Genomic DNA, 19,318 nt, shown 5'->3' on the forward strand with positions numbered 1-19,318 from the left:
CGCTGTTTCTGTTTTTAAATCCCTCCCGGCTGCCGCCCGCGCCCCCCCCGCCCGCCCCGGGGGGGGGCGCCTCCCGCCCGGGCCGCCCCCCCCCCCCCCCCCCGGGGGGGGCCCGCCCGGCACCACCATCGTTCCAACCAGAGCCCGAGCCGCTCGACCCACGAAAGGCCCCAGCGAATGTCGCGTTCCGAGATTCCCAGCACTCCGTCCGGGCTCGGCTCCCGAGCGCGCTCGCTGATGTCCGGTGGCAAGCCGAGGGCCATCGCGTCCCTCGGGATCGTCCTCGGGCTCGGCGCCATCGGCACCCTCGCCGCGTGGAGCGACTCCTCCACCGCCACCTCCGGTGTCTTCTCCACCGGCTCGGTGGACCTGCAGCTCAACGGCAGCAGCGGGCCCGACGTCGCCTTTGCCACCCTGACGAAGACCGGCATGATGCCGGGCACCAGCGTCGCCGCGGCGCTGCCCGTGCAGAACATGGGTTCGGTTCCGTTCACCTACACGATGGTGGCGAACTCCACCTCCTCGGTGCTCGCACCGCAGCTGAAGGTGCTCGTCTCCACCGGCACCTCCAACGGCACGGCCTGCAGCGGCGGCACCGTCATCGCGAACAACGTTCCGCTCGCCTCCGGGGGCGCGGCACACCTGATTCCCACCGCCCGGCCACTGGCCAGCGGCGCCAGCGAGAGCCTGTGCTTCCAGGTGACCCTCGACTCGGCAGCGTCGACCGCGGTGCAGAACCAGACGGTGAACACCTCCTTCAACTTCCATGCGACGACGGCCTGAGCGCGCCATGGCCATTCACGTGAACACCCCCGTCGCAGGCCGGTCCCGCGGCCGCGAGATCGCGCTCAATGTCGGCGCCATCGCCGGCCTGATCTGCGTGCTGGCCGCCGCCGTGTCCTTCCTGTTCGGCGTCACGCCGCTGGTCTTCCGTTCCGGCTCGATGTCACCGGAGATCCCCACCGGTGCGCTCGCGCTGTCCAAGGCCACCGAGGCCGGTGACCTCGCCGTCGGTGACGTGGTCAGCGTCCTCGACCAGCAGGGCACCCGCATTACCCACCGCATCCGGGAGATCGTCTCCACCGACGGCACCAACGCGGTGTTGATCCTCAAGGGCGACGCCAACAAGGACGCCGACATCTCGCCGTATACCGTCACCGAGGTGGACCGGGTGTTCTTCTCCGTCCCCGGCCTCGGCTACGCGGTGTCCTGGCTGTCGTCGCCGATGGCGATCTTCCTCGGCGGCGGCCTCGTTGGCGGCGTCATGGTCCTCGCCTTCGGTCCCGGATCGAAGCGCAAGGGCGACACCGACTCCGACGATTCCGGAACGACGGAGCCGGGCGCACACGAGCGCATCGTGCGGCCTGCCGTGACGATCGACGACGCTCCGACACAGCAGATCCCCATCCCGAAACTTCAGCTCACCCGCGTCGTCCCCGCGCGCACCGCGATGGTGCTCGGCGCGGTTGGCCTGACCGCGCTCGCCGCGTCAGCCACCGGCACCAGCGCCGCCTGGACCGGCACCAACACCGCCAATAGCGGGGTCTTCGCGTCGGCCGCCAAGCTGCTGCCGCCGGTCAGCAGCAGCAACTGCTGGACCGACTCCGGAGCGGGCTACAAGGGCGCCGTGGTCAATTGGACCAACCCCCCGGCACCGTTCACCGTCCGGATTCTTGTCCGGGGCGGCCAGGGCGAGATCTTGAAGACCATCAACCCGACGCCGAATCCTGGCGCGTATCAGGAACAGTGGATCGACCGGGGCAACATGGGTGCGAACACGAACTGGCGCTATACCGCCGAGATTCATACGGTGAACCCGGCCGGTGAGGTGTCCGCGGAATGGCGGGGTACCAAGATCTGGCAGCAGTACACCAACACGGTGTGGTGCGATGGCAACGTCACCGGCACGACGTCCGGCGCGGGGTTCTTCTCGCGCTCCGTCAGCGGTGGTGACGGGCCCGGTCCTGATGCACTCGCGCAGGAAGAGTCGGCACCGTCGGATCCGACGATCGAGCCGACCGTTTCCCCGTCCGCATCCGCTACCGCGACCGCGACCACGGCACCGACCACCAGCACGGGGGTACCCGCTCCAACCACGACGACGAGCGTGCCGCCGTCGTCCACGTCGGTTATCCCGGCGCCGCCGACCACGACGGATTCCACCCCGCCCGCTGAGGTGGAGGAGGAATCGTCAGCTCCGACTCAGACCGCGCCAGCGGGTGATCCGTCGCCCTCGGGCAGCTACTTTGCGGACGTCTCCGGTGGTACCGCGACCGTCACCGACGGCGACGGCACCCCGACCTACACCGGCACCCTCGGTCCCGGCGCGCAGGCGGTGTGGGACACGAGCTCCGACACCCTGTGGATCGTCGACGGAAAGAAGCTCACCAGCGTGGACGCAGCCACCGGCACGCAGACCGCCGTCGACCCGACTTCCGACACGGTGCCGGCCGACGTGGCCGCACTGGTCGTAGAGTAGGCCCGCCGTGATGACGAATTCCGATGCCCCGCAGGGGGAAACGATGAAAGCCGAAGGTCGGATGAAGTCGAAGCTCAAGCGCGCGGTCACCGCCGGTGCCACGATCGTCCTGCTCGCGGGCGGCGCCGGGCTGCTCACCGCGTGCCAGCCCGACTTCGGGTCCGCTGGCGGATCGAGTGACTCCGGAAGCGCCAGCAGCACCGGAAGCCCCGGATCCGGTGCCGGGGCCGGGTCGACCACCACCACGGCGGCCCCCGGCGGCGGTGTTGGCGGCGGTACCACCTCCGGTGCGCTCAGGCTGACCCGGCAGGGTGCCTCGCACTGGTCGGATCAGAACGGCCCGATCGACATCTCGACGTTTACCGCGATCCCCGGGGACGTGCTCACCTACACGACGGACTTCACGATCACCGCCCGCGGCACGGGACTCGAAGCGACCCTCGCCGCTGAGGGCATCGGCCTCACCGGCGGTGCCGCCCTGGGTGGCGCGCTGGGCGCTCCGGTCGTCCGGTACCTGCACGACGGGAATCCGCTGCCCGCCAAGGGGAACGGTGCACTCGTCACGCCAGCGCTGGACGGGGAGACCGTCACCGTGACGGTAACGTTCACGTTCCCGAAGTCCAGTGACGATCCGGCAGCGATGCAGCAGTCCATCAACCTGTCCCAGTTCAACGTCACCCTGAAGCAGGTGTAGTCGTATGTCGAATAGGACCCGCTGGCTGGCCATCGGCGGCGCCGCCGTCATCGGCGTGGCGTTGCTGTCCGCGCAGCAGACCGGCGCACTGTGGACGCAGACCGAGCGGCTCGACGCGGGCACCGTCACCTCCGGCATCCTCGACCTCGGGGTGGGTGGCAGCGGGCTGAGTTCGTACCCGTTTACCGCGCTCTCCGGCGCCAACCTGACACCGGGCGGCTATGCGCAGGCGCCGGTGACGATCCACAACTCCGGCGATGTGCTGATGAGATACCAACTCCTCAGTGCGGAGCAGTCGAATCCTGCGCTACCGCTGGAGCTTTCGGTGACGCTGGTCGGCGCGGCGAACGCCTGCCCGGCCGCCGGTGATGTCCTCGGAGCGCCGTTGTACACCGGACCGCTGGTCGGCGCGACCTTCCTCCAGCGCGCGGTGGAGCCGGGAGCGACCGAGGTGCTATGTCTGCGTGGCACCGTCGGTGCCGACGCTCCACACAGCCAGAGCACCACCGCCACGTTCACCTTCTCCGCGCAGTCCCGCTAGCGTCCCCCCATGCCTACTGCTGCGTCCGGGGAGGACAGCGATCTCGGCGGGTGGGGATGGGTCAAGAGCATCGCCTCCTGGCTCGTGCTCCTCGCCGTCCTCGTCGTCCTCGCCCTCACCGTCGTCGTCCCACGACTGACCGGGGCAACGCCGTACACGGTGCTCACCGGGTCGATGGAGCCGACCTATCCGCCCGGCACCCTCATCGTCGTCAAATCGGAGGACCCCGCGGCGCTCACGGCGGGGGACGTCATCACCTTCCAGAAGGAATCCGGGAAGCTCGATGTCGTCACCCACCGGATCATCGAGATCCGCGCGAACGCTCGGGGCGAGAAGTCGTTCGTCACGCAGGGAGATGCCAACCCGTCCCGCGACACCAACCCCGTCGTTCCCGGGCAGATCCGCGGAAAGCTGTGGTACAGCGTGCCGTTCATGGGCTACGTCAACTCCCTCATCACCGGACAGCAGCGGTCCGTGCTGATCGTCGTTGTCGTTGGCGGCCTGTTCCTCTACGCCAGCTACATGTTTGTCGGCGCGCTCCGCGATCGCTCACGCAAGGATGACGCCGTCGCGGCGCCCGCCGTCGAATCCGCCGTCACCCCCGCGGACGGCGAGCCCAGCACCGTCCCGATCGCGCGGGTCGCGGCACCGGTTCGCCCGACCGTCCACGATGCCGAGACCGTCGTGATCCCCCGGATCGAGAGCAGGCGCCGGACGCGCTGACCCCGACGGGAAGCCGAAGGCCCCTGCGCACCAGTGTTTGTGTGCAGGGGCCTTCGTCGTGCCGGAGGGTCAGCTGCCGCCGAGCAGGCCGCCGAGCGAGCCCATGTCCATCGAGCCTGCGGAACCGGTACCGCCCGGTTCCGGGGTCACGCTCGAGACCGTGACGGTGTGCGGCACGGAGGTGGACGGCGCGTGCGTGGCGTCGCCGAGGTAGTTCGCAATGATGTTGTGGTCACCGTCGACATTGAAGGACCGGTTGATTTTTGCGACACCATTCACCAGGGCGACGGGGGCGCCGAGGGCGACGCCGTTGTCGGTGAACTGGACGGTGCCGGTCGCGGCGTTCGGGGCGACCGCCGCGATCAGCTCGATGTTGGTGCCGTTGTTGACCGCGGTACCACCCGAGATCGTGATGCTGGTCGGCACCAGTTCGGCGCTGGACACCGTCACGACGTGGGCGGGGGAGGTGGAGGTGGCGAATCCGGTGTCACCGGAGTAGACGGCGGTGATCTCGTGTGCGCCAGTCGTGGTGAAGGTGTGGTTGTAGGTCGCGACGCCGGTCGCAAGCGCCACGGGTCCACCGATGTCGGTACCGCCGTCCTTGAACTGGACGGTGCCGGTGGCCTCGGCGGGCGTGACGGTCGCGGTCAACTCCACCGAGGTGCCCGCGATGGTGGCGGCGACCGCGGTGACGGCCGTGGTGCTGGCCACGGCAGCCGGATCGAGTTCGAAGTCGAGCGAGAAGGCCGGGTCGACGGTGCCGTCCTGGGTCTCGTTGCCCGCCCCGGCGGGCATCCCGACCACGAGCAGGACCTTGGCGGACTCGCCCGGGTTCAGATGGATGCTGCTGAGTTCGGTGCCGGGCAGCGCAACGTCGTTGACCAGCTCGACGGTCGCGCCCGCCGCGTCGTTGATCTCGGCGCGCACGTAAGCCTGCATGTTCTGGGACTTCGTCCAGTTACCCAGGTACACCTGCAGGCGCCCGCCCTCGGTGCCGTCGTTCCTCGCCCAGAACTGCGAGGTCGCCTCGCCGCCCGGAATCAGTTCGCCGGACAGGGCCGGGATCTGATCCATGCCACCCCAGGCGGCGTTGTCGGCGGAGTACGTCAGGTAGTTCGGGTCCGCGTGCGCGGACGGGGGCATCAGCACAGCGGCGCACGCCGCAAGGAGCAGCGCCACGACCGCGCTGCCGAGCACAGTGGCACGCCGCACGACGCCGCCCTGTGTGGTGATGGTGGAAGTCATTGCGGCAGCGTAGGGGGAAACTGTAGATCGAGCGTCCAGTTTGGTGCAGATTTCCGCGCCGTCACCGCAGGTGACAGCGCACCGGCCGACCGGTCTGTCGTCCGAGTGGTGGCCGGTCGGCGCGTCCGTCGGGATGCGCACCGGTCCGATTGGTGGTGGGTGTTCGCGCCGAGTAGGGTTGCCGAGGATTCACACGCGCACCGGTCGGTCGCGCCGAGGGAAGAGGAGGTGAGGCTCACCGTGACGAGCCAACCTCCGAGTACCTGCCGAAGTCGTCGCTGAACCGTATCGGTTCGACGCCTCGCGCAGCGGCGATTTCGCACACACCACCACCGCCCGCCCATCGCGGGCCGCCCGTGTATCCGAACACCCTGCGAAAGTCGTCCAGCCATGCGTGATCTGCGCCCATTCCGTCCGTTGCTGCCGCGGCGTGCCGCCGACCCGATCCGGGACGGACTCGCGCCCGAACACTCGATGGCGCCGCACCCCACACCGCCGCGCGGCGCGATCGCCCGCGTCGAATCGAGCGTCGTCAACAGCGCGGTGTACCGCGACGGGCGCCGCATCGAGACCCCGTCGAACCTGGCGGAAGCGCTGAGCAGCCTGCCCGACGAGTCGTCGATGGCGTGGATCGGTCTCTACCGGCCGTCGGAGGAGCAGCTGCTCGCGGCGGCGGCCCAGTTCGGTCTGCACGAGCTGGCGGTCGAGGACGCGATCGTCGCGCATCAGCGGCCCAAGCTCGAGCGGTACGGCGACACCCTGTTCGTGGTGCTCCGCGCCGCCAGGTACGTCGACGAAACCGAGCGCGTCGACTTCGGTGAGCTGCACGTGTTCTGCGGCCCGACCTTCGTCCTCACCGTCCGGCACAGTGAGTCGCCGGACCTGTCCGCGGTGCGCGCGCGAATGGAGAACGCGCCCGACCTGCTGCGGCTCGGTCCGGAAGCGGTGCTGTACGCGATCCTCGACGCCGTGGTCGACGGCTACGCGCCGGTCGTTGCCGGCCTGCAGAACGACATCGACGAGATCGAAACCGAGGTCTTCAGCGGCGACCCGAAGGTGTCGCGGCGCATCTATGAACTCACCCGCGAGGTGATCGAGTTCCAGCGCGCGACCAAGCCGCTGCTCGGCATGTTGTCCGGCCTGTCGGCCGGGTTCGAGAAGTATCAGACCGACGAGGAACTGCAGCGGTACCTGCGCGACGTCACCGACCACGCGACCACCGTCGTCGAGCGCGCCGACGGCTTCCGGCAGCTGCTCGGCAACATCCTCACCGTCAACGCGACGCTGGTGTCGCAGACGCAGAACGAGGAGATGTCGGCGCTCACGCAGGCCAGCTATGCGCAGAACGAGGAGATCAAGAAGGTGTCGGCGTGGGCGGCAATCCTGTTCGCGCCCACCCTGATCGGCACCGTCTACGGGATGAACTTCGACAACATGCCCGAGTTGCACTGGGCGGGCGGCTACCCGTTTGCGCTCGGCCTGATGGCCCTGATCTGCGTCGGCCTCTACACCATCTTCAAACGTCGCGGCTGGCTCTAGCCGCGCTCGGCGCCGTGCTGAGGGCGGCACGGCGCCGGGGCGGATCAGGCCTGCTGCTGGCCCTTGCCGGTGATCTTCTTCCACTGGGTGCTGACCAGGTACTTGACCAGCAGGCCGTAGTTCTTGAGCTTCTCCATTGGTCCCCCTCATGTCGGTAAACGCGGTATGGCCGTCGGGAACTTGATCACAGATTCGGACTGTTCGGCAAGGCCCTCGGCCTACCCTGGATGGGTCCGGTTCACCGAGGAGTGAGGAAGACCGATGAGCGATCACGTGTACTCCGTCACCGAGGTCGTCGGGTCGTCGACGACGGGCATCGACGACGCCATCGCGAAGGCCGTCGCCCGTGCGAACGACACCGTAAGGAACCTGGAGTGGTTCGAGGTCGTGGACACCCGCGGACACATTGTCGATGGGCGGGTGGGGCACGTCCAGGTCACCCTCAAACTGGGGTTCCGTCTCGACAGCGAGTAAGCGCCGATGCGGCCACCGGGCGGCGGACACGGCTCGCGTGGGCCAGTATGGGGACGTGGACCTGCCCCTGAGCCCGCCCGTGCAACCGATGCTCGCCAAGTCCGCCGACGCGGTGCCACCGCAGCCCGCCGGCGACGATCCCGTGTGGTCGTACGAGCCCAAGTGGGACGGCTTCCGTGCCCTGGTGTTTCGCGACCGCGACGAGGTCGTGCTGTCCTCCCGCAGCGGCAAGGACCTGGCGCGCTACTTCCCGGAGATGGTCGACGCGATCCGCGGTGAACTCCCGGACCGGTGCGTCCTCGACGGGGAACTGGTGGTGCCTCGGGAGGTGGACGGCCGCACCCGACTCGACTGGGAGGCGCTGTCCGAACGCATCCACCCCGCAGCAAGCCGGGTCGCGTTGCTCGCGGAGCAGACTCCGGCGCAGCTGATCGGGTTCGACCTGCTCGCCCTCGGCGACACCGACCTCACCGGTCGGCCGTTCGAGGACCGCCGCGCGGCCCTGCTCGACGTGATCGGCGGTGGCCCCTCCTGCCATGTCACCCGCGCCACCACCGACCCCACCGTCGCGACCGAGTGGTTCCACACGTTCGAGGGTGCGGGACTCGACGGCGTGATCGCGAAAAGGCTGTCCGGCGCCTATGTCCCGAACAAGCGCGAGATGGTCAAGGTCAAGCATGCGCGGACCGCGGACGTGGTGGTGATCGGCTACCGCCCGCACAAGAGTCAACCGGGGATCGGGTCGATGCTGCTCGGCCTCTACGACGGCGACGACCTGCGGTTCATCGGGGGCGCCTCGGCGTTCACGGCGGCGCGACGGGTCGAGCTGCAGGAAATCCTCGACCCGCTCCGCCTCGGCGACGACGTCGTGCACGACGGGGAGACGAGCCGGTGGGCGGCGGGCAAGGATCGGCAGTGGGTGCCGATCCGGCCGGAACTGGTGGTCGAGGTGGCGTACGACCAGCTCGAGGGCGACCGGCTGCGGCACGTCGCCCGGTTCCTGCGGTGGCGACCCGACCGCGAGCCGCGCAGCTGCACATACGAGCAACTCGACGTCCCGGTGCGGTACGACCTCGCCGACGTCCTCGCGGGAGGGAAGTGATGGCAGACGAAGCGAAGCGACCGTCGCAGGCTCGGAGCAAGAGCCCGGCTCTGGAACTCGACGTCGACGGGATCGCGGTGCGGTTGTCCAGCCCGGACAAGATCATGTTCCCCGAGCTCGGCTCCGAGGGCGGCACGAAACGTCATCTCGCCGAGTACTACCGGACGGTCGCACTGTTCGACGGCGGCGGCATCATGACCGCGCTGCGGCAGCGGCCGACGCACCTGCAGCGGTTCCCGGACGGCATCGACGGTGAGGAGGTGTACCAGAAACGGCTGCCCGCCAAGCGCCCCGACCACCTGGCCACCTGCACCGTTACCAACCCCAACGGCCGCACCGCCGATGCGCTGCTGGTGCGGCAGCCGGCGGACGTGGTCTGGGCCGCGCAGATGGGCAACGTGACCTTCCATCCGTGGCCGGTCCGCTGCGCCGACACCGACCGGCCGGACGAGCTGCGGATCGACCTGGATCCGCAGCCGGGAACCGGGTTCGCGGAGGCACGGGCCGTGGCCCTTGACCTGCTGGCGCCGCTGCTCGACGAGCTCGGCCTGGTCGGCTACCCGAAGACGTCGGGTGGCCGCGGGGTGCACGTGTATGTGCGGATCGAACCGCGGTGGGATTTCATCGACGTCCGGCACGCCGCGATCGCGCTGGCCCGCGAGATCGAACGCCGCGACCCGACCCGGGTCACCACCGCGTGGTGGAAGGAGGAACGCGGGGCGCGAATCTTCGTGGACTTCAACCAGACCGCGCGGGACAAGACCGTCGCGTCGGCGTACTCGGTGCGCAAGACACCGCGGGCGACCGTGTCCACCCCGGTCACCTGGGCCGAACTGCCGGACATCGAACCCGACGACTTCACCATCGCGACGGTGCCCGACCTGCTGTCCCGGCGGGGCGATCCCGCTGCCGACATCGACGCGGTCGCACACTCGCTCGACGGGTTGCTGGAGATGGCGGAGCGGGACGCCGCGAACGGTCTCGGCGACCTGCCCTATCCGCCGCAGTACCCGAAGATGCCCGGCGAGCCGAAGCGGGTGCAGCCAAGTCGGGATCGTGACCTGAAGTAGCCGATTTCGGCACGCCAGCCCGCTGCGGCGACAGTAGGCTCGCGAACGGACAGGGGGCCGCGGAGCCGGCCACCCTCGGCACCGGGAGGTAGCGATGGCTGGAATTCCGACGGTCGGCACCAACGAGGCGATCCTGCGGATCGCGAAGGACGTGTGGTGGCTGTTGCTCGTTCGCGGCATCGTCGCGATCGCATTCGGCATCGTCGCGCTGGTCTGGCCGCACGCCACGGTCAAGGTCCTGATCGTCGTTGTCGGCGTCTTCTGGATCGTCGACGGCATCGTGTCCGCGGTCCGCGCGATCGAGGCGAGGCGCGTGGTGACGAGCTGGGTGTGGTGGCTGGCCGGCGCGGTGGTGTCGGTGATCGCGGGCATCGTGCTGTTCGTGTGGCCGGACCTGACGGCGCTGGCATTCGTCTACGTGATGGGCTTCTGGGCGATCCTCGTCGGTGTCCTGGAGGTCATCGGCGCCTTCCAGGTGATGGCCAACGCCGGCCAGTGGATCGGGTCGATGGTCGCCGGTGCGCTCGCCCTGCTGTTCGGGCTGATCCTGGTGATCTGGCCGGGGTCGGGCATCACCGGGCTGATGTGGCTGGTCGGCACGTTCGCGATCCTCTTCGGCGTCCTGTTCGTCGCCGGTGCGTTCCAGGTGCGGTCCGCGGCCCGACACGCGGGCGTCGTCTGATGGCCGCCAGAGTCGCCAGGGTGCATTCGCTGGAGGAGGCGGGCCGGGCACCCACCCAGATGCATGTCGATCCGCGGTTCCTGCCGCTGGCAGACGAGTTCTTCACGCTCTACCGCAGCCCGCAGCACGGTGGCGGCGCGCTGTCCGCCTATCTGGACGGCGAACTGGTGCTCGACATTTGGGCAGGCTGGGCGGACCGCGACCGACGCTGGGCCAGGGACACCGTCGCGCTGTCCTTTTCGACCGGGAAGGGTGTCGCCAGCACGGTGCTGCACCGCCTTGCCGAGCGCGGTGTGCTCGACTACGACGAGCCCGTCGCCACCTACTGGCCGGAGTTCGCTGCGGCGGGCAAGAGCCGGATCACGGTGCGGGACATGCTTACCCACCGGGCCGGGCTGCACCGGGTGCGCGGCCTCGTTCCCGGACGGCGCACCATCCTCGACTACGACACCGTCGTCGCCGCCCTCGCCGCCGCGCCCCCGGATCCGCGCCGGTTCGACGGACCGGGCTATCACGCCGTCACCTTCGGCTGGCTCGTCGCCGAGACCGTCGCGCGCGTGACCGGCAGGGATTTTGTGGACGTGGTGCGGGACGAGATCGCGGCACCGCTCGGGGTCGAGGAGTTCTGGTATCGGGTTCCGATCGATCAGCGGCCGCGGATCGCAAAGTTGTTCCCGCACATCAATCCCGCGGGGATGCCGTGGGAGGTGACGTCGTCGGTGCTGTCGCGGGTGGGACCGCTGAACGGGCTGGCGGAGGCGGCGATGCCCGACGGCTTCGACCGGTTGGTGCGAGATCCGGCCGTGCACGACGCGGTGATGCCCGGCTGGAACGGGGTGTTCACCGCGCGGGCGCTGGCCAAGATGTACGGCGCGATCGCGAACGGCGGGATGATCGACGGCAGGCGGTTCCTGCAGGAGGACACCCTGACGCAGATGGGTGCGGTGCAGACCCGGCGCCGGGACTACGTCCTGCGGGCCCCGATCCGCTGGCGGCTCGGATACCACCCGGTGTTCCTCGCGAAGCGGGCGCAGCCGCGGCACGCGTTCGGCCACTACGGGGTCGGCGGGTCCGGCGCCTACGCCGACCCCGACACCGGGCTGTCGCTCGGCTACGTCACCAACCGGATGGGCAACGCCGTCACCGCGCTCGGTGATCTGCGGCTCGCGCGGCTCGGTGCCGTCGCGCAGGGGTTGGTCGCGCGCCCCTGACCGGTGCCCGCGGCGCCGGGAAATCTGTTGAAACACTTCGCTCGAACCGCATGTCGGATCGGGCGTGATCGGGCATGGTGGGTGCCCGACCGTCGACCGTCGGTCGCACTGTGCACACGAGGGGAACGGATGGCGATGGAACTGGGTTCGCGAGTGGCGTTGGTGGCGGTGGCGGGGTTGGCCGTCGGAACGATCTTGGCGCCGACGGCGGCGGCGGAGGAGCAGGCGGCTGCGGTGACGTTCGCGGTCGTCGAGAACGGTGATCAGCTGGCGGTGCAGGTCGACGGCAACAAGGTCACCCTCACCGTCGATCCCGCCGACGGACAGACGTGCACGGCGCCGACCGTGCTCGGCGGCGCGATCGACGTTGCCCTGCTGACGGAGCAGGTGAAGACCTGGGACGGAACGGAAGCGACCCGGCCCGCGGTGTTCGCCAACGCGACGGTGGCGGTGCAGTCGGACGGCAGCCTCGTCACCGATCATCCGTCCGGGATCCCGCCGGTCGGGATCCATCCCGCCCCGTACAGCGTGGACGTGGAGGGCCTGGCCATCGGCTCGTACGGTGCGTTCACCAGCTGTGTCGACGTCGAGGTGTCCGCCGACGCAAGCCTGGTCACCACGCTGGTGGTGCGGAACTTCACCGTTGAGCAGGGGCCGGCCGCCGGTGGCGGCGACGGGAACGGCAGCGTCGGATCGACCGCGGACATGGCCGGGATGTTCGGCAGCTCGTAGCCGGTCGCGGTGGTCGCTCACCCGAGTCCGGGAGCGGCCACCGCGCGCGGCTACGCCGTTCCGGTGATGCGAGCGACGGTCTCGTCGATCGCCGCGAGGGCCTCGGTGCGGGTGTACTGCTCGTAGTCGAACGCCTCCCACCCGGTCAGCAGGCACCACCACAGCATCCGCCGGAGCCAGCGGACCTTGAGGGTTGCGGTGAAGGTGCCCTCCGCGATACCCCGCTCGAGCAGCTCAAGCAGGGGGGCATCGGTGCGGTCGAGTCGCACCCAGAACGCCTCGTTGGACAGCACCTGCGGGTCCCCGTAGACCAGGGCGAGGGTGGGACCGATCTCGAAGCACTCGTGGCTCATCCGGCGCAGCGCCTCGTCCGCGGGGCCCTCGGTGGGTCTGGCCCGCACCAGCGCGGCATCGAGCTTGTCCAGCGCGTGCGTCCCGAGTGCGGCAACGAGCTCCCCGCGTTCGGGGTAGTAGCGGTGCAGGGTGCTTCGCCCGACGTCCGCGGCGGCGGCAATGTCGCTCAGCGGCGCACTCGGGTTCTTGCTGAGAACGTCGACGGCCGCGTCCAGGATGGCCCGGCGGGTGCGCGCCTTGGTTCCGGATTCGGTGACCGCGGTCGTCATGCCCCCACGTTAGCAGTGTGAACTTCCAAAAGGAATCACTTGTTGACAAGAATGGGACACGCATGTACCACTGTGGGCATGTCTGGCTCCGTTGCGAAGTCGTCCTGGCCGAATGTGCGGCTGCTGTGGTCCTTCATCCGTCCGCGCCGGATGGTGCTGTTCATTGGCATCGTGATCGGGCTGGTGTTCACCGCGACCGGGCTCGTCATGCCGATGATGATCAAGCAGATCCTCGACGCGCTCGTCACCGGCGACAGCATGCAGACCCCGGTCACCGTTCTCGCGATCCTCGTCGCCGTCGCGGGTGTGCTCGGCTTCACCTACCACAACCTGATGGGGGCGCTCGCCGCCCAGGTGGTGTTCGACGCGCGGGAGTCGATGGTCCGGCGGTACTTCCGCGCGACCATCGCCAGCGTGACCAAGCGTCCCTCCGGCGAGCTGGTCACCCGGGTCACCTCGGACACGCTGCTGCTGCGGGAGGCCGCGTCGTCATCCCTCGTCGAACTGGTCAACGGGGTCACCGCGATCACCGGCACGCTGGTGATGATGGCGTTCCTCGACCCGGTGCTGCTCGCTGTCATGGTCGGCGCGCTGGTGCTGGTCGGCATCGGCGCGTCGTGGCTGATGCCCCAGATCGGGCGCTCGCAGCGCCTTGCGCAGGAGTCGGTCGGCCGAATGGGCGGGGGGCTCGAGGGTGCGCTGCGGGCGATCCGCACCGTCAAGGCGTCCCGCGCGGAGGTCCGGGAGGCGGAGCGAATCATCGTCGACGCCCGCGACTCCCAGCGGCACAACCTGCGGGCGGTGCGGGCGACCGCGGTGGTGTGGGCCGTCGTCAGCGGTGGCATGCAGCTCGCCGTCGCGGGCATCCTCGCGTTCGGCGCCTGGCGGGTCGGCATCGGTGCGCTCGCGGTGTCGGGCCTGATCGCGTTCCTGCTGTACGCATTTCAGCTCATCCCGCCCGCGTCGCAGCTCGCCGGCAACTTCGCCTCCATCCAGGCGGGCATCGCCGCCGCCGCCCGCATCCGGGAGGTCCAGGACATGGAGGTCGAGGAGCCTGCCGACCGGGCGGACTCCACACACACCGCCCAGGTGGTCGATCTCCGTGCGGCCCACCGAGATCCCGAGCTGCCGGTCCTCGACATCGTCGACGTCACCGCGCGCTACGCCCCCGGCGCGGAGCCTTCGCTGCGGCAGGTCAGCGCGGCCATCCCCGCCCGCGGGCACACCGCGATCGTCGGTCCGTCCGGGGCGGGCAAAACGACGCTGTTCTCGCTGCTGCTGCGCTTCCTCCATCCGGAGCAGGGGGAGATTCTTCTCGACGGGGTGCCATACAGCGGGCTGCCGTACGACGAGGTCCGGTCCCGGCTGGCGTACGTGGAGCAGGAGACCCCGATCGTCCCCGGCACGGTGCGGTCGAATGTCGGCTTCACCTACCCGGAGGCCACCGAGGACGAGATCTGGGCGGCGTTGCGGGCGGTGCACCTGGACGAGACGGTGCGGGCGATGGAGCACGGACTCGACACGGACCTGACCGCCACCAACATCTCGGGCGGCCAGCGGCAGCGAATCGCGGTGGCCCGGGCCATTATTCGACGGCCCGAGGTGCTGCTCCTTGACGAGGCCACCGCGCAGATCGACGGCCGGACCGAGGCCGCGATCCAGGACGTGATCACCGAACTGTCCCGCACCGGCGCGGTGGTGACGATCGCGCACCGGCTCTCCACCGTCATCGACGCCGACACCATCCTGGTGATGGAGAAGGGGCGGATCCGAGCCCGCGGCACCCACGCCGAACTGATGGCCTCCGACGCCCTGTACCGGGACCTGGTCACCGCGCTGCGGATCGCACCCGAGGCCGCAATGGCGGGTTGACCGGTGCGTCCGGTCGCGCGGCGGTAGCGTCGGGCGATGAGCGTTGTCTTCGAGCCCCCGGTTCCCGCCGGTGAGCGCCGCCGGGCGGGCAAGCGACTGCGGTCCGACGTGCCGCGCGGCGCGCACGGGCAGTGGGAACCGGCTCCGGGGCGCCCGGACCCGGCGGAGGTGCTTGCGCGGCAGGACGCGACCCGCCTGCCCGACCTGGTGCCGCTCCGATACGAGCGGATGCTCGTCTCGCCGTTCACCTTTCTGCGAGGGTCCGCGGCGATCATGGCCTGGGACCTCGCGAACGGCCCGCGGACCGACCTGATGGTGGTGGCGTGCGGGGACGCGCACCTCGCCAACTTCGGACTGTTCGCCGGGCCGGATCGTCGACTGGTGTTCGACCTCAACGACTTCGACGAGGTACACCGAGGTCCGTTCGAGTGGGACGTGAAGCGGCTCGCGGTGTCGGTCGCCGTCGCATCCGAGGACAACGGGCACGGCCCGAAGGAGTCACGGGCGGCGGCGCGGGACGTCGCGACGACATACCGGCAGATGATGCGGCGCGCGGCAGGCATGCCCGCGCTCGACCTCTGGTACCTGCGACTGGAGGCCGACGAGGTCGTTGAGCGACTGCGCGGACAGTTGACGAAGCGGCAGGTCGGCTTCGCGGAGAAGTCCTTCGCGAAGGCGGAGCAGCACACCCAGTTGGGGACACTCGCCCGGTTCGCCCATCGCACCGATGCCGGCTTCCGGATCACCGAGGATCCGCCGCTGGTGGTGGGGCTGCAACCCGACCGGCACAAGGAGGTCACCGACCTGCTCCGGTCCGTGATGGGCAACTATCTTGCGTCACTCGACAGTGACCGACGGCAGCTGTTGCGGCGCTACCGGTTCCAGGATATCGCCCGCAAGGTGGTCGGGGTCGGATCGGTCGGGACGATGTCTTTCATCGCGCTGTTCGTCGGTGATCGCGTCGACGATCCGCTGTTCCTGCAGATCAAGGAGGCGCAGCCGTCGGTGCTTGCGCCGTACGTCGAGGGACTGCCGTACCCGGATCAGGGGCAGCGGGTGGTGGACGGGCAGCGGCTCATCCAGAGCGCGAGCGACCCGTTCCTCGGCTGGTTCACCGGAACCGGGCCGTTCGGGCGGGACTTCTATGTCCGCCAACTCCGGGACAAGAAGGGCGGTTTCGACGTCGCGAAGATGCGACCGGAGGGCATGCGGATCTACGCGCAGCTCTGCGCTACCGCGCTCGCCAGGGCACACGCCCGCACCGGCGACCCCGCCGCGATCGCCGCCTACCTCGGGTCGGGGACGGTGTTCGACGACGCGATCGAGCGGTGGGCGGTCGGGTATGCGACGCGGAACCGCGCCGACTACGAGCGGGTACGAGCGTCCCGCACGTAGCCAGCGACGGCTATCACCAGATCTTGACGCGCCGTTCGGGCTCCAGGTAGAGCGCGTCGCCGGGGGTGACGTCGAACGCCTCGTGGAAGCTATCCAGGTTGCGAACGACGCCGTTGCAGCGGAACTCCGGCGGTGAGTGCGGGTCGACGGCGAGGCGGCGGATCGCCTCCTCGTCACGAGCCTTGGTGCGCCACACCTGCGCCCACCCGAAGAACACCCGCTGCAGCCCGGTCAGGCCGTCCAGCTTCGGAGCCTCGGTGCCGTCGAGGGCGATCGTGTACGCGGCCAACGCGATCGACAGCCCGCCGAGGTCGCCGATGTTCTCGCCGATCGTGAACTCGCCGTTGACCTTGTGGCCGGGCAACGCCTTCGGCTCGAACTCGTTGTACTGCTCGATCAGCGCCTTGGTGCGCTTGCCGAACTCGGTGCGGTCGTCGTCGGTCCACCAGTCGATCATGTTGCCGTCGCCGTCGTACTTGGCGCCCTGATCGTCGAACCCGTGGCCGATCTCGTGCCCGATCACCGCGCCGATGCCGCCGTAGTTGGCGGCGTCGTCGGCGGCGGCGTCGAAGAATGGCGGCTGCAGGATCGCGGCAGGGAAGACGATCTCGTTCATTCCGGGGTTGTAGTACGCGTTGACGGTCTGTGGCGTCATGAACCACTCGTCCCGGTCCACCGGGCCGCCGAGCTTCGCGATGTCCCGGTCGTGTTCGTTGGCGTACCCGCGCCGGTAGTTGCCGACCGGATCGGACTGGTCGATGACCAGGTCACTGTAGTCCCGCCATTTGTCCGGGTAGCCGATCTTCGGGGTGAACTTCTCCAGCTTCGCGAGCGCGGCCGCGCGGGTGTCCGGGCCCATCCATTCCAGGTTGGCGATGTTGCGGCGGTACGCCTCCTGCAGGTTCGTGACCAGTTCCTGCATGCGCGCCTTCGCTGCGGGCGGGAAGTGCTTCTCGACGTACAGCTTTCCGACGGCCTCGCCGAGCAGGTCCTGCACCAGGGAGACGCCGCGCTTCCAGCGTTCCCGGTTCTCGGTCGTGCCGGACAGGGTGGTGCCGTAGAACGCGAAGTCCTCCGCCACCAGCGCTTCGGTCAGATACGGTGCGCGGGAATGGATCACCTTCCACGCCGTCCACGTCTTCCAGTCCTCGAGCGGGCGCGTGGTCCACAATTCGGTGAGCGAGGTCAGGAAGCTCGGCTGCCGGACCACCAGCTCGGCAAACGTTTCGGTGGTTCCGCCGAGCGCGGAAACCCAGGCGGCCCAATCGAAGCCGGGATTCTGCTCGGCGAGGCCGTCGAGCGTGACGAGGTTGTAGCTCAGCTCGGCGTCGCGTCGCTTGACCACGTCCCAGTGGCCCGCGGCGATCGCCGTCTCCAGGTCGAGGATGCGCTGCGCGGCGACCGCCGGGTCGGGCCTGCCCGCGAGGGTGAGCATCGCCTCGACGTGCCGGACATAGCCGGCGCGGATCTCGGCGAAGGAGTCCTCGCGGTAGTACGACTCGTCGGGCAGGCTGATCCCGGACTGCGTCAGGTGCACCAGGTAGCGGGCGGAGTTCTTCGCATCGGTGTCAACGTAGTTGCCGATCGCGCCGCCGACCCCGGTGCGCTGCAGCCCGCCGAGCAGCGCGGCGAGCTCGGACAGGTTCGCGACGGCATCCACCGCGGCGAGCTCGTCGGCGATCGGGTCGAGCCCGCTGCGCTCGACCGCGTCGGCGTCCATGAAGGAGAGGTACAGGTCGCCGATCTGCTGGCTGACGGTGCCGTCGACCCCGCCGGTGTCCGCTGCGTGGTCGATGATCGCCCGCACGTCGACCTCGGCCTGGTCGTAGAGGGTGCGGAAGGCGCCGTCGACGGCGCGGTCGGCGGGTATCTGGTAGCCGTCCAGCCACTGGCCGTTGACGTGGGCGAACAGGTCGTCCTGGGCGCGGATGCCCGGGTCGAGGTGGGTGAGGTCGATACCGGAGGGCGTCGTCATGCCCTCCATCATGGCCGCCGCGGGCCGGATGTGCCTACACCCCGATGTTGACGGCGCCCCGGTAGCCATCGGCGGTCGGGACGACGGTCAGCATCCCGGACTCGTCGAAGAGACTGTCGGTGGCGTTGGTGACGTTGGCCTCGCGGCCGGTGTGCTCGACGTACGGGCTGCGCGCGTACACCTCGTCGATCAGATCCTCCGGGAAGTACAGCTGCGTGGTCAGCACCGTCTTCTTGTCGATGTGGACACGGAGGTGGATGTGGCTGGTGCGCCCGGTGTACCAGCCGGGGAAGATCGTCGTGAAGGTCGCGATGCCACCACCGTCGGTGACCTGGGCGCCGCGCAAATAGGTGCCGTCATCGGTGGTCGCCGATTCCACGTCGCCCGCGCTGTAGGAGCCGTTGGAGAGGATGAAGGAGGTGTCCGCGCCGGGTGCGTCCTGGGTCGGCGGCCCGCCCGGCGTCGCGGCCTGCGGTGGGTAGCCGTTGGCGCTCCGGGAGCCGGACTCGAAGCCGGAGTACACGCCGCCCGCGTCGCAGTGCCAGATCTCGACAACCGCGTTGGCGATCCCGCCGCCGCTCGCGGGGGTGCAGGTGTCCGAATCCTGGATGCGCAGAACCACTTCGAACGTGGTCCCCGGCCGGTCCTCTCGGATGTCGTTGCGGATCGAGTCGACGTCGAACCAGTAGGGGCCCTGCGTTTCCTCCTTGCCTGCGACGCACTGCGGTGCGCGGGCGAGCAGGGCGACCGCGTCGTCCGAGGCGGAGCCCGCCGCGGTCGTCGGCGGGGTGTCGGACGACCCCCCGGTCGAGCAGGCGGCGATCAGCCCGGACAGCCCGACGGTGCCGCCGAGGGCGAGGGCCCGGCGCCTGCTCACCCGCGCGCGGCTGCTCTCGATGTCCTTGTTCACCCGTGACCCCGCTTCGTCCGACGTTGCTGCGCCGTCCATTCTGATTCGTCG

At 69.5% G+C, this 19,318-nt stretch carries 18 protein-coding genes; 14 read left to right on the plus strand and 4 right to left on the minus strand.

The annotated features are described in order from the left end of the window. Nucleotides 1–177: 177 nt before the first annotated feature. The 5 genes from ACFWPA_RS13005 to ACFWPA_RS13025 are packed head-to-tail and all read left to right on the plus strand — an operon-like array spanning nucleotide 178 to nucleotide 4,437. Nucleotides 178–783, plus strand: a complete 606-nt coding sequence (locus tag ACFWPA_RS13005; protein ID WP_378570424.1) for a SipW-dependent-type signal peptide-containing protein — start codon at nucleotides 178–180, stop codon at nucleotides 781–783. 7 nt (nucleotides 784–790) lie between these two features. Beyond that, nucleotides 791–2,479 (plus strand): signal peptidase I, encoded by a 1,689-nt coding sequence (locus ACFWPA_RS13010; RefSeq protein WP_378509231.1) that lies wholly within the window; start codon nucleotides 791–793, stop codon nucleotides 2,477–2,479. A gap of 43 nt (nucleotides 2,480–2,522) precedes the next feature. Beyond that, nucleotides 2,523–3,173: an alternate-type signal peptide domain-containing protein gene (locus ACFWPA_RS13015; protein WP_378509232.1), complete on the plus strand. Its 651-nt coding sequence runs from the start codon at nucleotides 2,523–2,525 to the stop codon at nucleotides 3,171–3,173. Nucleotides 3,174–3,177: 4 nt separating this feature from the next. Further along, nucleotides 3,178–3,714, plus strand: a complete 537-nt coding sequence (locus ACFWPA_RS13020; RefSeq protein ID WP_378509233.1) for a hypothetical protein — start codon at nucleotides 3,178–3,180, stop codon at nucleotides 3,712–3,714. A 9-nt stretch (nucleotides 3,715–3,723) separates the two neighbouring features. After that, on the plus strand, nucleotides 3,724–4,437 hold the full coding sequence (locus ACFWPA_RS13025; RefSeq protein WP_378509234.1) for a signal peptidase I: 714 nt from the start codon (nucleotides 3,724–3,726) through the stop codon (nucleotides 4,435–4,437). Nucleotides 4,438–4,506: 69 nt separating this feature from the next. On the opposite strand, the gene ACFWPA_RS13030 is transcribed toward ACFWPA_RS13025, so the two are convergent. Continuing rightward, nucleotides 4,507–5,682, minus strand: coding sequence for an Ig-like domain-containing protein (locus tag ACFWPA_RS13030; RefSeq protein WP_378509235.1), 1,176 nt, complete (start codon nucleotides 5,680–5,682; stop codon nucleotides 4,507–4,509). A 390-nt stretch (nucleotides 5,683–6,072) separates the two neighbouring features. On the opposite strand from ACFWPA_RS13030, the gene ACFWPA_RS13035 reads away from it, so the two are divergent. The 7 genes from ACFWPA_RS13035 to ACFWPA_RS13065 all read left to right on the plus strand — a co-directional run bounded on the left by ACFWPA_RS13035 (nucleotide 6,073) and on the right by ACFWPA_RS13065 (nucleotide 12,492). Then, entirely contained in the window at nucleotides 6,073–7,221 is a 1,149-nt protein-coding gene (locus ACFWPA_RS13035) for a magnesium and cobalt transport protein CorA (RefSeq protein ID WP_378509236.1), read from the plus strand. A 261-nt stretch (nucleotides 7,222–7,482) separates the two neighbouring features. Next, the gene (locus ACFWPA_RS13040) at nucleotides 7,483–7,695 is read left to right on the plus strand and encodes a dodecin (RefSeq protein WP_378509237.1); all 213 of its coding nucleotides are present in this window, start codon (nucleotides 7,483–7,485) and stop codon (nucleotides 7,693–7,695) included. 55 nt (nucleotides 7,696–7,750) lie between these two features. Further along, complete coding sequence (locus ACFWPA_RS13045) at nucleotides 7,751–8,797, plus strand: ATP-dependent DNA ligase (protein ID WP_378570426.1); 1,047 nt, start codon at nucleotides 7,751–7,753, stop codon at nucleotides 8,795–8,797. After that, entirely contained in the window at nucleotides 8,797–9,867 is a 1,071-nt protein-coding gene (gene ligD, locus ACFWPA_RS13050; RefSeq protein WP_378509239.1) for a non-homologous end-joining DNA ligase, read from the plus strand. The genes ACFWPA_RS13045 and ligD overlap by 1 nt, the downstream gene beginning before the upstream one ends. A 94-nt stretch (nucleotides 9,868–9,961) precedes the next feature. Next, nucleotides 9,962–10,549, plus strand: coding sequence for an HdeD family acid-resistance protein (locus ACFWPA_RS13055; protein WP_378509240.1), 588 nt, complete (start codon nucleotides 9,962–9,964; stop codon nucleotides 10,547–10,549). Continuing rightward, nucleotides 10,549–11,760 (plus strand): serine hydrolase domain-containing protein, encoded by a 1,212-nt coding sequence (locus ACFWPA_RS13060; RefSeq protein WP_378509241.1) that lies wholly within the window; start codon nucleotides 10,549–10,551, stop codon nucleotides 11,758–11,760. The genes ACFWPA_RS13055 and ACFWPA_RS13060 overlap by 1 nt, the downstream gene beginning before the upstream one ends. A 129-nt stretch (nucleotides 11,761–11,889) precedes the next feature. Further along, the gene (locus ACFWPA_RS13065) at nucleotides 11,890–12,492 is read left to right on the plus strand and encodes a hypothetical protein (protein WP_378509242.1); all 603 of its coding nucleotides are present in this window, start codon (nucleotides 11,890–11,892) and stop codon (nucleotides 12,490–12,492) included. Between the two features lie 50 nt (nucleotides 12,493–12,542). Here the strand turns inward: ACFWPA_RS13065 and ACFWPA_RS13070 are convergent, their stop codons facing one another. Then, nucleotides 12,543–13,115: a TetR/AcrR family transcriptional regulator gene (locus tag ACFWPA_RS13070; RefSeq protein ID WP_378509243.1), complete on the minus strand. Its 573-nt coding sequence runs from the start codon at nucleotides 13,113–13,115 to the stop codon at nucleotides 12,543–12,545. A 78-nt stretch (nucleotides 13,116–13,193) separates the two neighbouring features. Here ACFWPA_RS13070 and ACFWPA_RS13075 point away from each other — a divergent pair, with 78 nt between their 5' ends. Both ACFWPA_RS13075 and ACFWPA_RS13080 read left to right on the plus strand, forming a co-directional pair. Next, nucleotides 13,194–14,987, plus strand: a complete 1,794-nt coding sequence (locus ACFWPA_RS13075) for an ABC transporter ATP-binding protein (protein WP_378570428.1) — start codon at nucleotides 13,194–13,196, stop codon at nucleotides 14,985–14,987. Between the two features lie 36 nt (nucleotides 14,988–15,023). Beyond that, a complete protein-coding gene (locus tag ACFWPA_RS13080) occupies nucleotides 15,024–16,382 on the plus strand; it encodes a DUF2252 domain-containing protein (RefSeq protein WP_378570430.1) in 1,359 nt (452 codons plus the stop codon). A gap of 13 nt (nucleotides 16,383–16,395) precedes the next feature. Here the strand turns inward: ACFWPA_RS13080 and ACFWPA_RS13085 are convergent, their stop codons facing one another. Together ACFWPA_RS13085 and ACFWPA_RS13090 are read right to left on the minus strand one after the other, a co-directional pair. Continuing rightward, complete coding sequence (locus ACFWPA_RS13085) at nucleotides 16,396–18,357, minus strand: M13 family metallopeptidase (RefSeq protein ID WP_378570432.1); 1,962 nt, start codon at nucleotides 18,355–18,357, stop codon at nucleotides 16,396–16,398. A 34-nt stretch (nucleotides 18,358–18,391) separates the two neighbouring features. After that, nucleotides 18,392–19,267: a protocatechuate dioxygenase gene (locus tag ACFWPA_RS13090; RefSeq protein WP_378570465.1), complete on the minus strand. Its 876-nt coding sequence runs from the start codon at nucleotides 19,265–19,267 to the stop codon at nucleotides 18,392–18,394. Nucleotides 19,268–19,318 lie beyond the last annotated feature (51 nt).

The organism is Rhodococcus sp. NPDC058505, from assembly GCF_042720095.1.
In the GTDB taxonomy this organism is placed as follows: Bacteria; Actinomycetota; Actinomycetes; order Mycobacteriales; family Mycobacteriaceae; genus Rhodococcus_G.

Coding starts and splice junctions, on each gene's coding strand:
- ACFWPA_RS13025 (WP_378509234.1), top strand. CDS start 3,724: ATGCCTACTGCTGCGTCCGGGGAGGACAGCGATCTCGGCGGGTGGGGA.
- ACFWPA_RS13010 (WP_378509231.1), top strand. CDS start 791: ATGGCCATTCACGTGAACACCCCCGTCGCAGGCCGGTCCCGCGGCCGC.
- ACFWPA_RS13055 (WP_378509240.1), top strand. CDS start 9,962: ATGGCTGGAATTCCGACGGTCGGCACCAACGAGGCGATCCTGCGGATC.
- ACFWPA_RS13085 (WP_378570432.1), bottom strand. CDS start 18,357: ATGACGACGCCCTCCGGTATCGACCTCACCCACCTCGACCCGGGCATC.
- ACFWPA_RS13020 (WP_378509233.1), top strand. CDS start 3,178: ATGTCGAATAGGACCCGCTGGCTGGCCATCGGCGGCGCCGCCGTCATC.
- ACFWPA_RS13030 (WP_378509235.1), bottom strand. CDS start 5,682: ATGACTTCCACCATCACCACACAGGGCGGCGTCGTGCGGCGTGCCACT.
- ACFWPA_RS13060 (WP_378509241.1), top strand. CDS start 10,549: ATGGCCGCCAGAGTCGCCAGGGTGCATTCGCTGGAGGAGGCGGGCCGG.
- ACFWPA_RS13070 (WP_378509243.1), bottom strand. CDS start 13,115: ATGACGACCGCGGTCACCGAATCCGGAACCAAGGCGCGCACCCGCCGG.
- ACFWPA_RS13015 (WP_378509232.1), top strand. CDS start 2,523: ATGAAAGCCGAAGGTCGGATGAAGTCGAAGCTCAAGCGCGCGGTCACC.
- ligD (WP_378509239.1), top strand. CDS start 8,797: ATGGCAGACGAAGCGAAGCGACCGTCGCAGGCTCGGAGCAAGAGCCCG.
- ACFWPA_RS13080 (WP_378570430.1), top strand. CDS start 15,024: ATGAGCGTTGTCTTCGAGCCCCCGGTTCCCGCCGGTGAGCGCCGCCGG.
- ACFWPA_RS13065 (WP_378509242.1), top strand. CDS start 11,890: ATGGCGATGGAACTGGGTTCGCGAGTGGCGTTGGTGGCGGTGGCGGGG.
- ACFWPA_RS13075 (WP_378570428.1), top strand. CDS start 13,194: ATGTCTGGCTCCGTTGCGAAGTCGTCCTGGCCGAATGTGCGGCTGCTG.
- ACFWPA_RS13035 (WP_378509236.1), top strand. CDS start 6,073: ATGCGTGATCTGCGCCCATTCCGTCCGTTGCTGCCGCGGCGTGCCGCC.
- ACFWPA_RS13040 (WP_378509237.1), top strand. CDS start 7,483: ATGAGCGATCACGTGTACTCCGTCACCGAGGTCGTCGGGTCGTCGACG.
- ACFWPA_RS13005 (WP_378570424.1), top strand. CDS start 178: ATGTCGCGTTCCGAGATTCCCAGCACTCCGTCCGGGCTCGGCTCCCGA.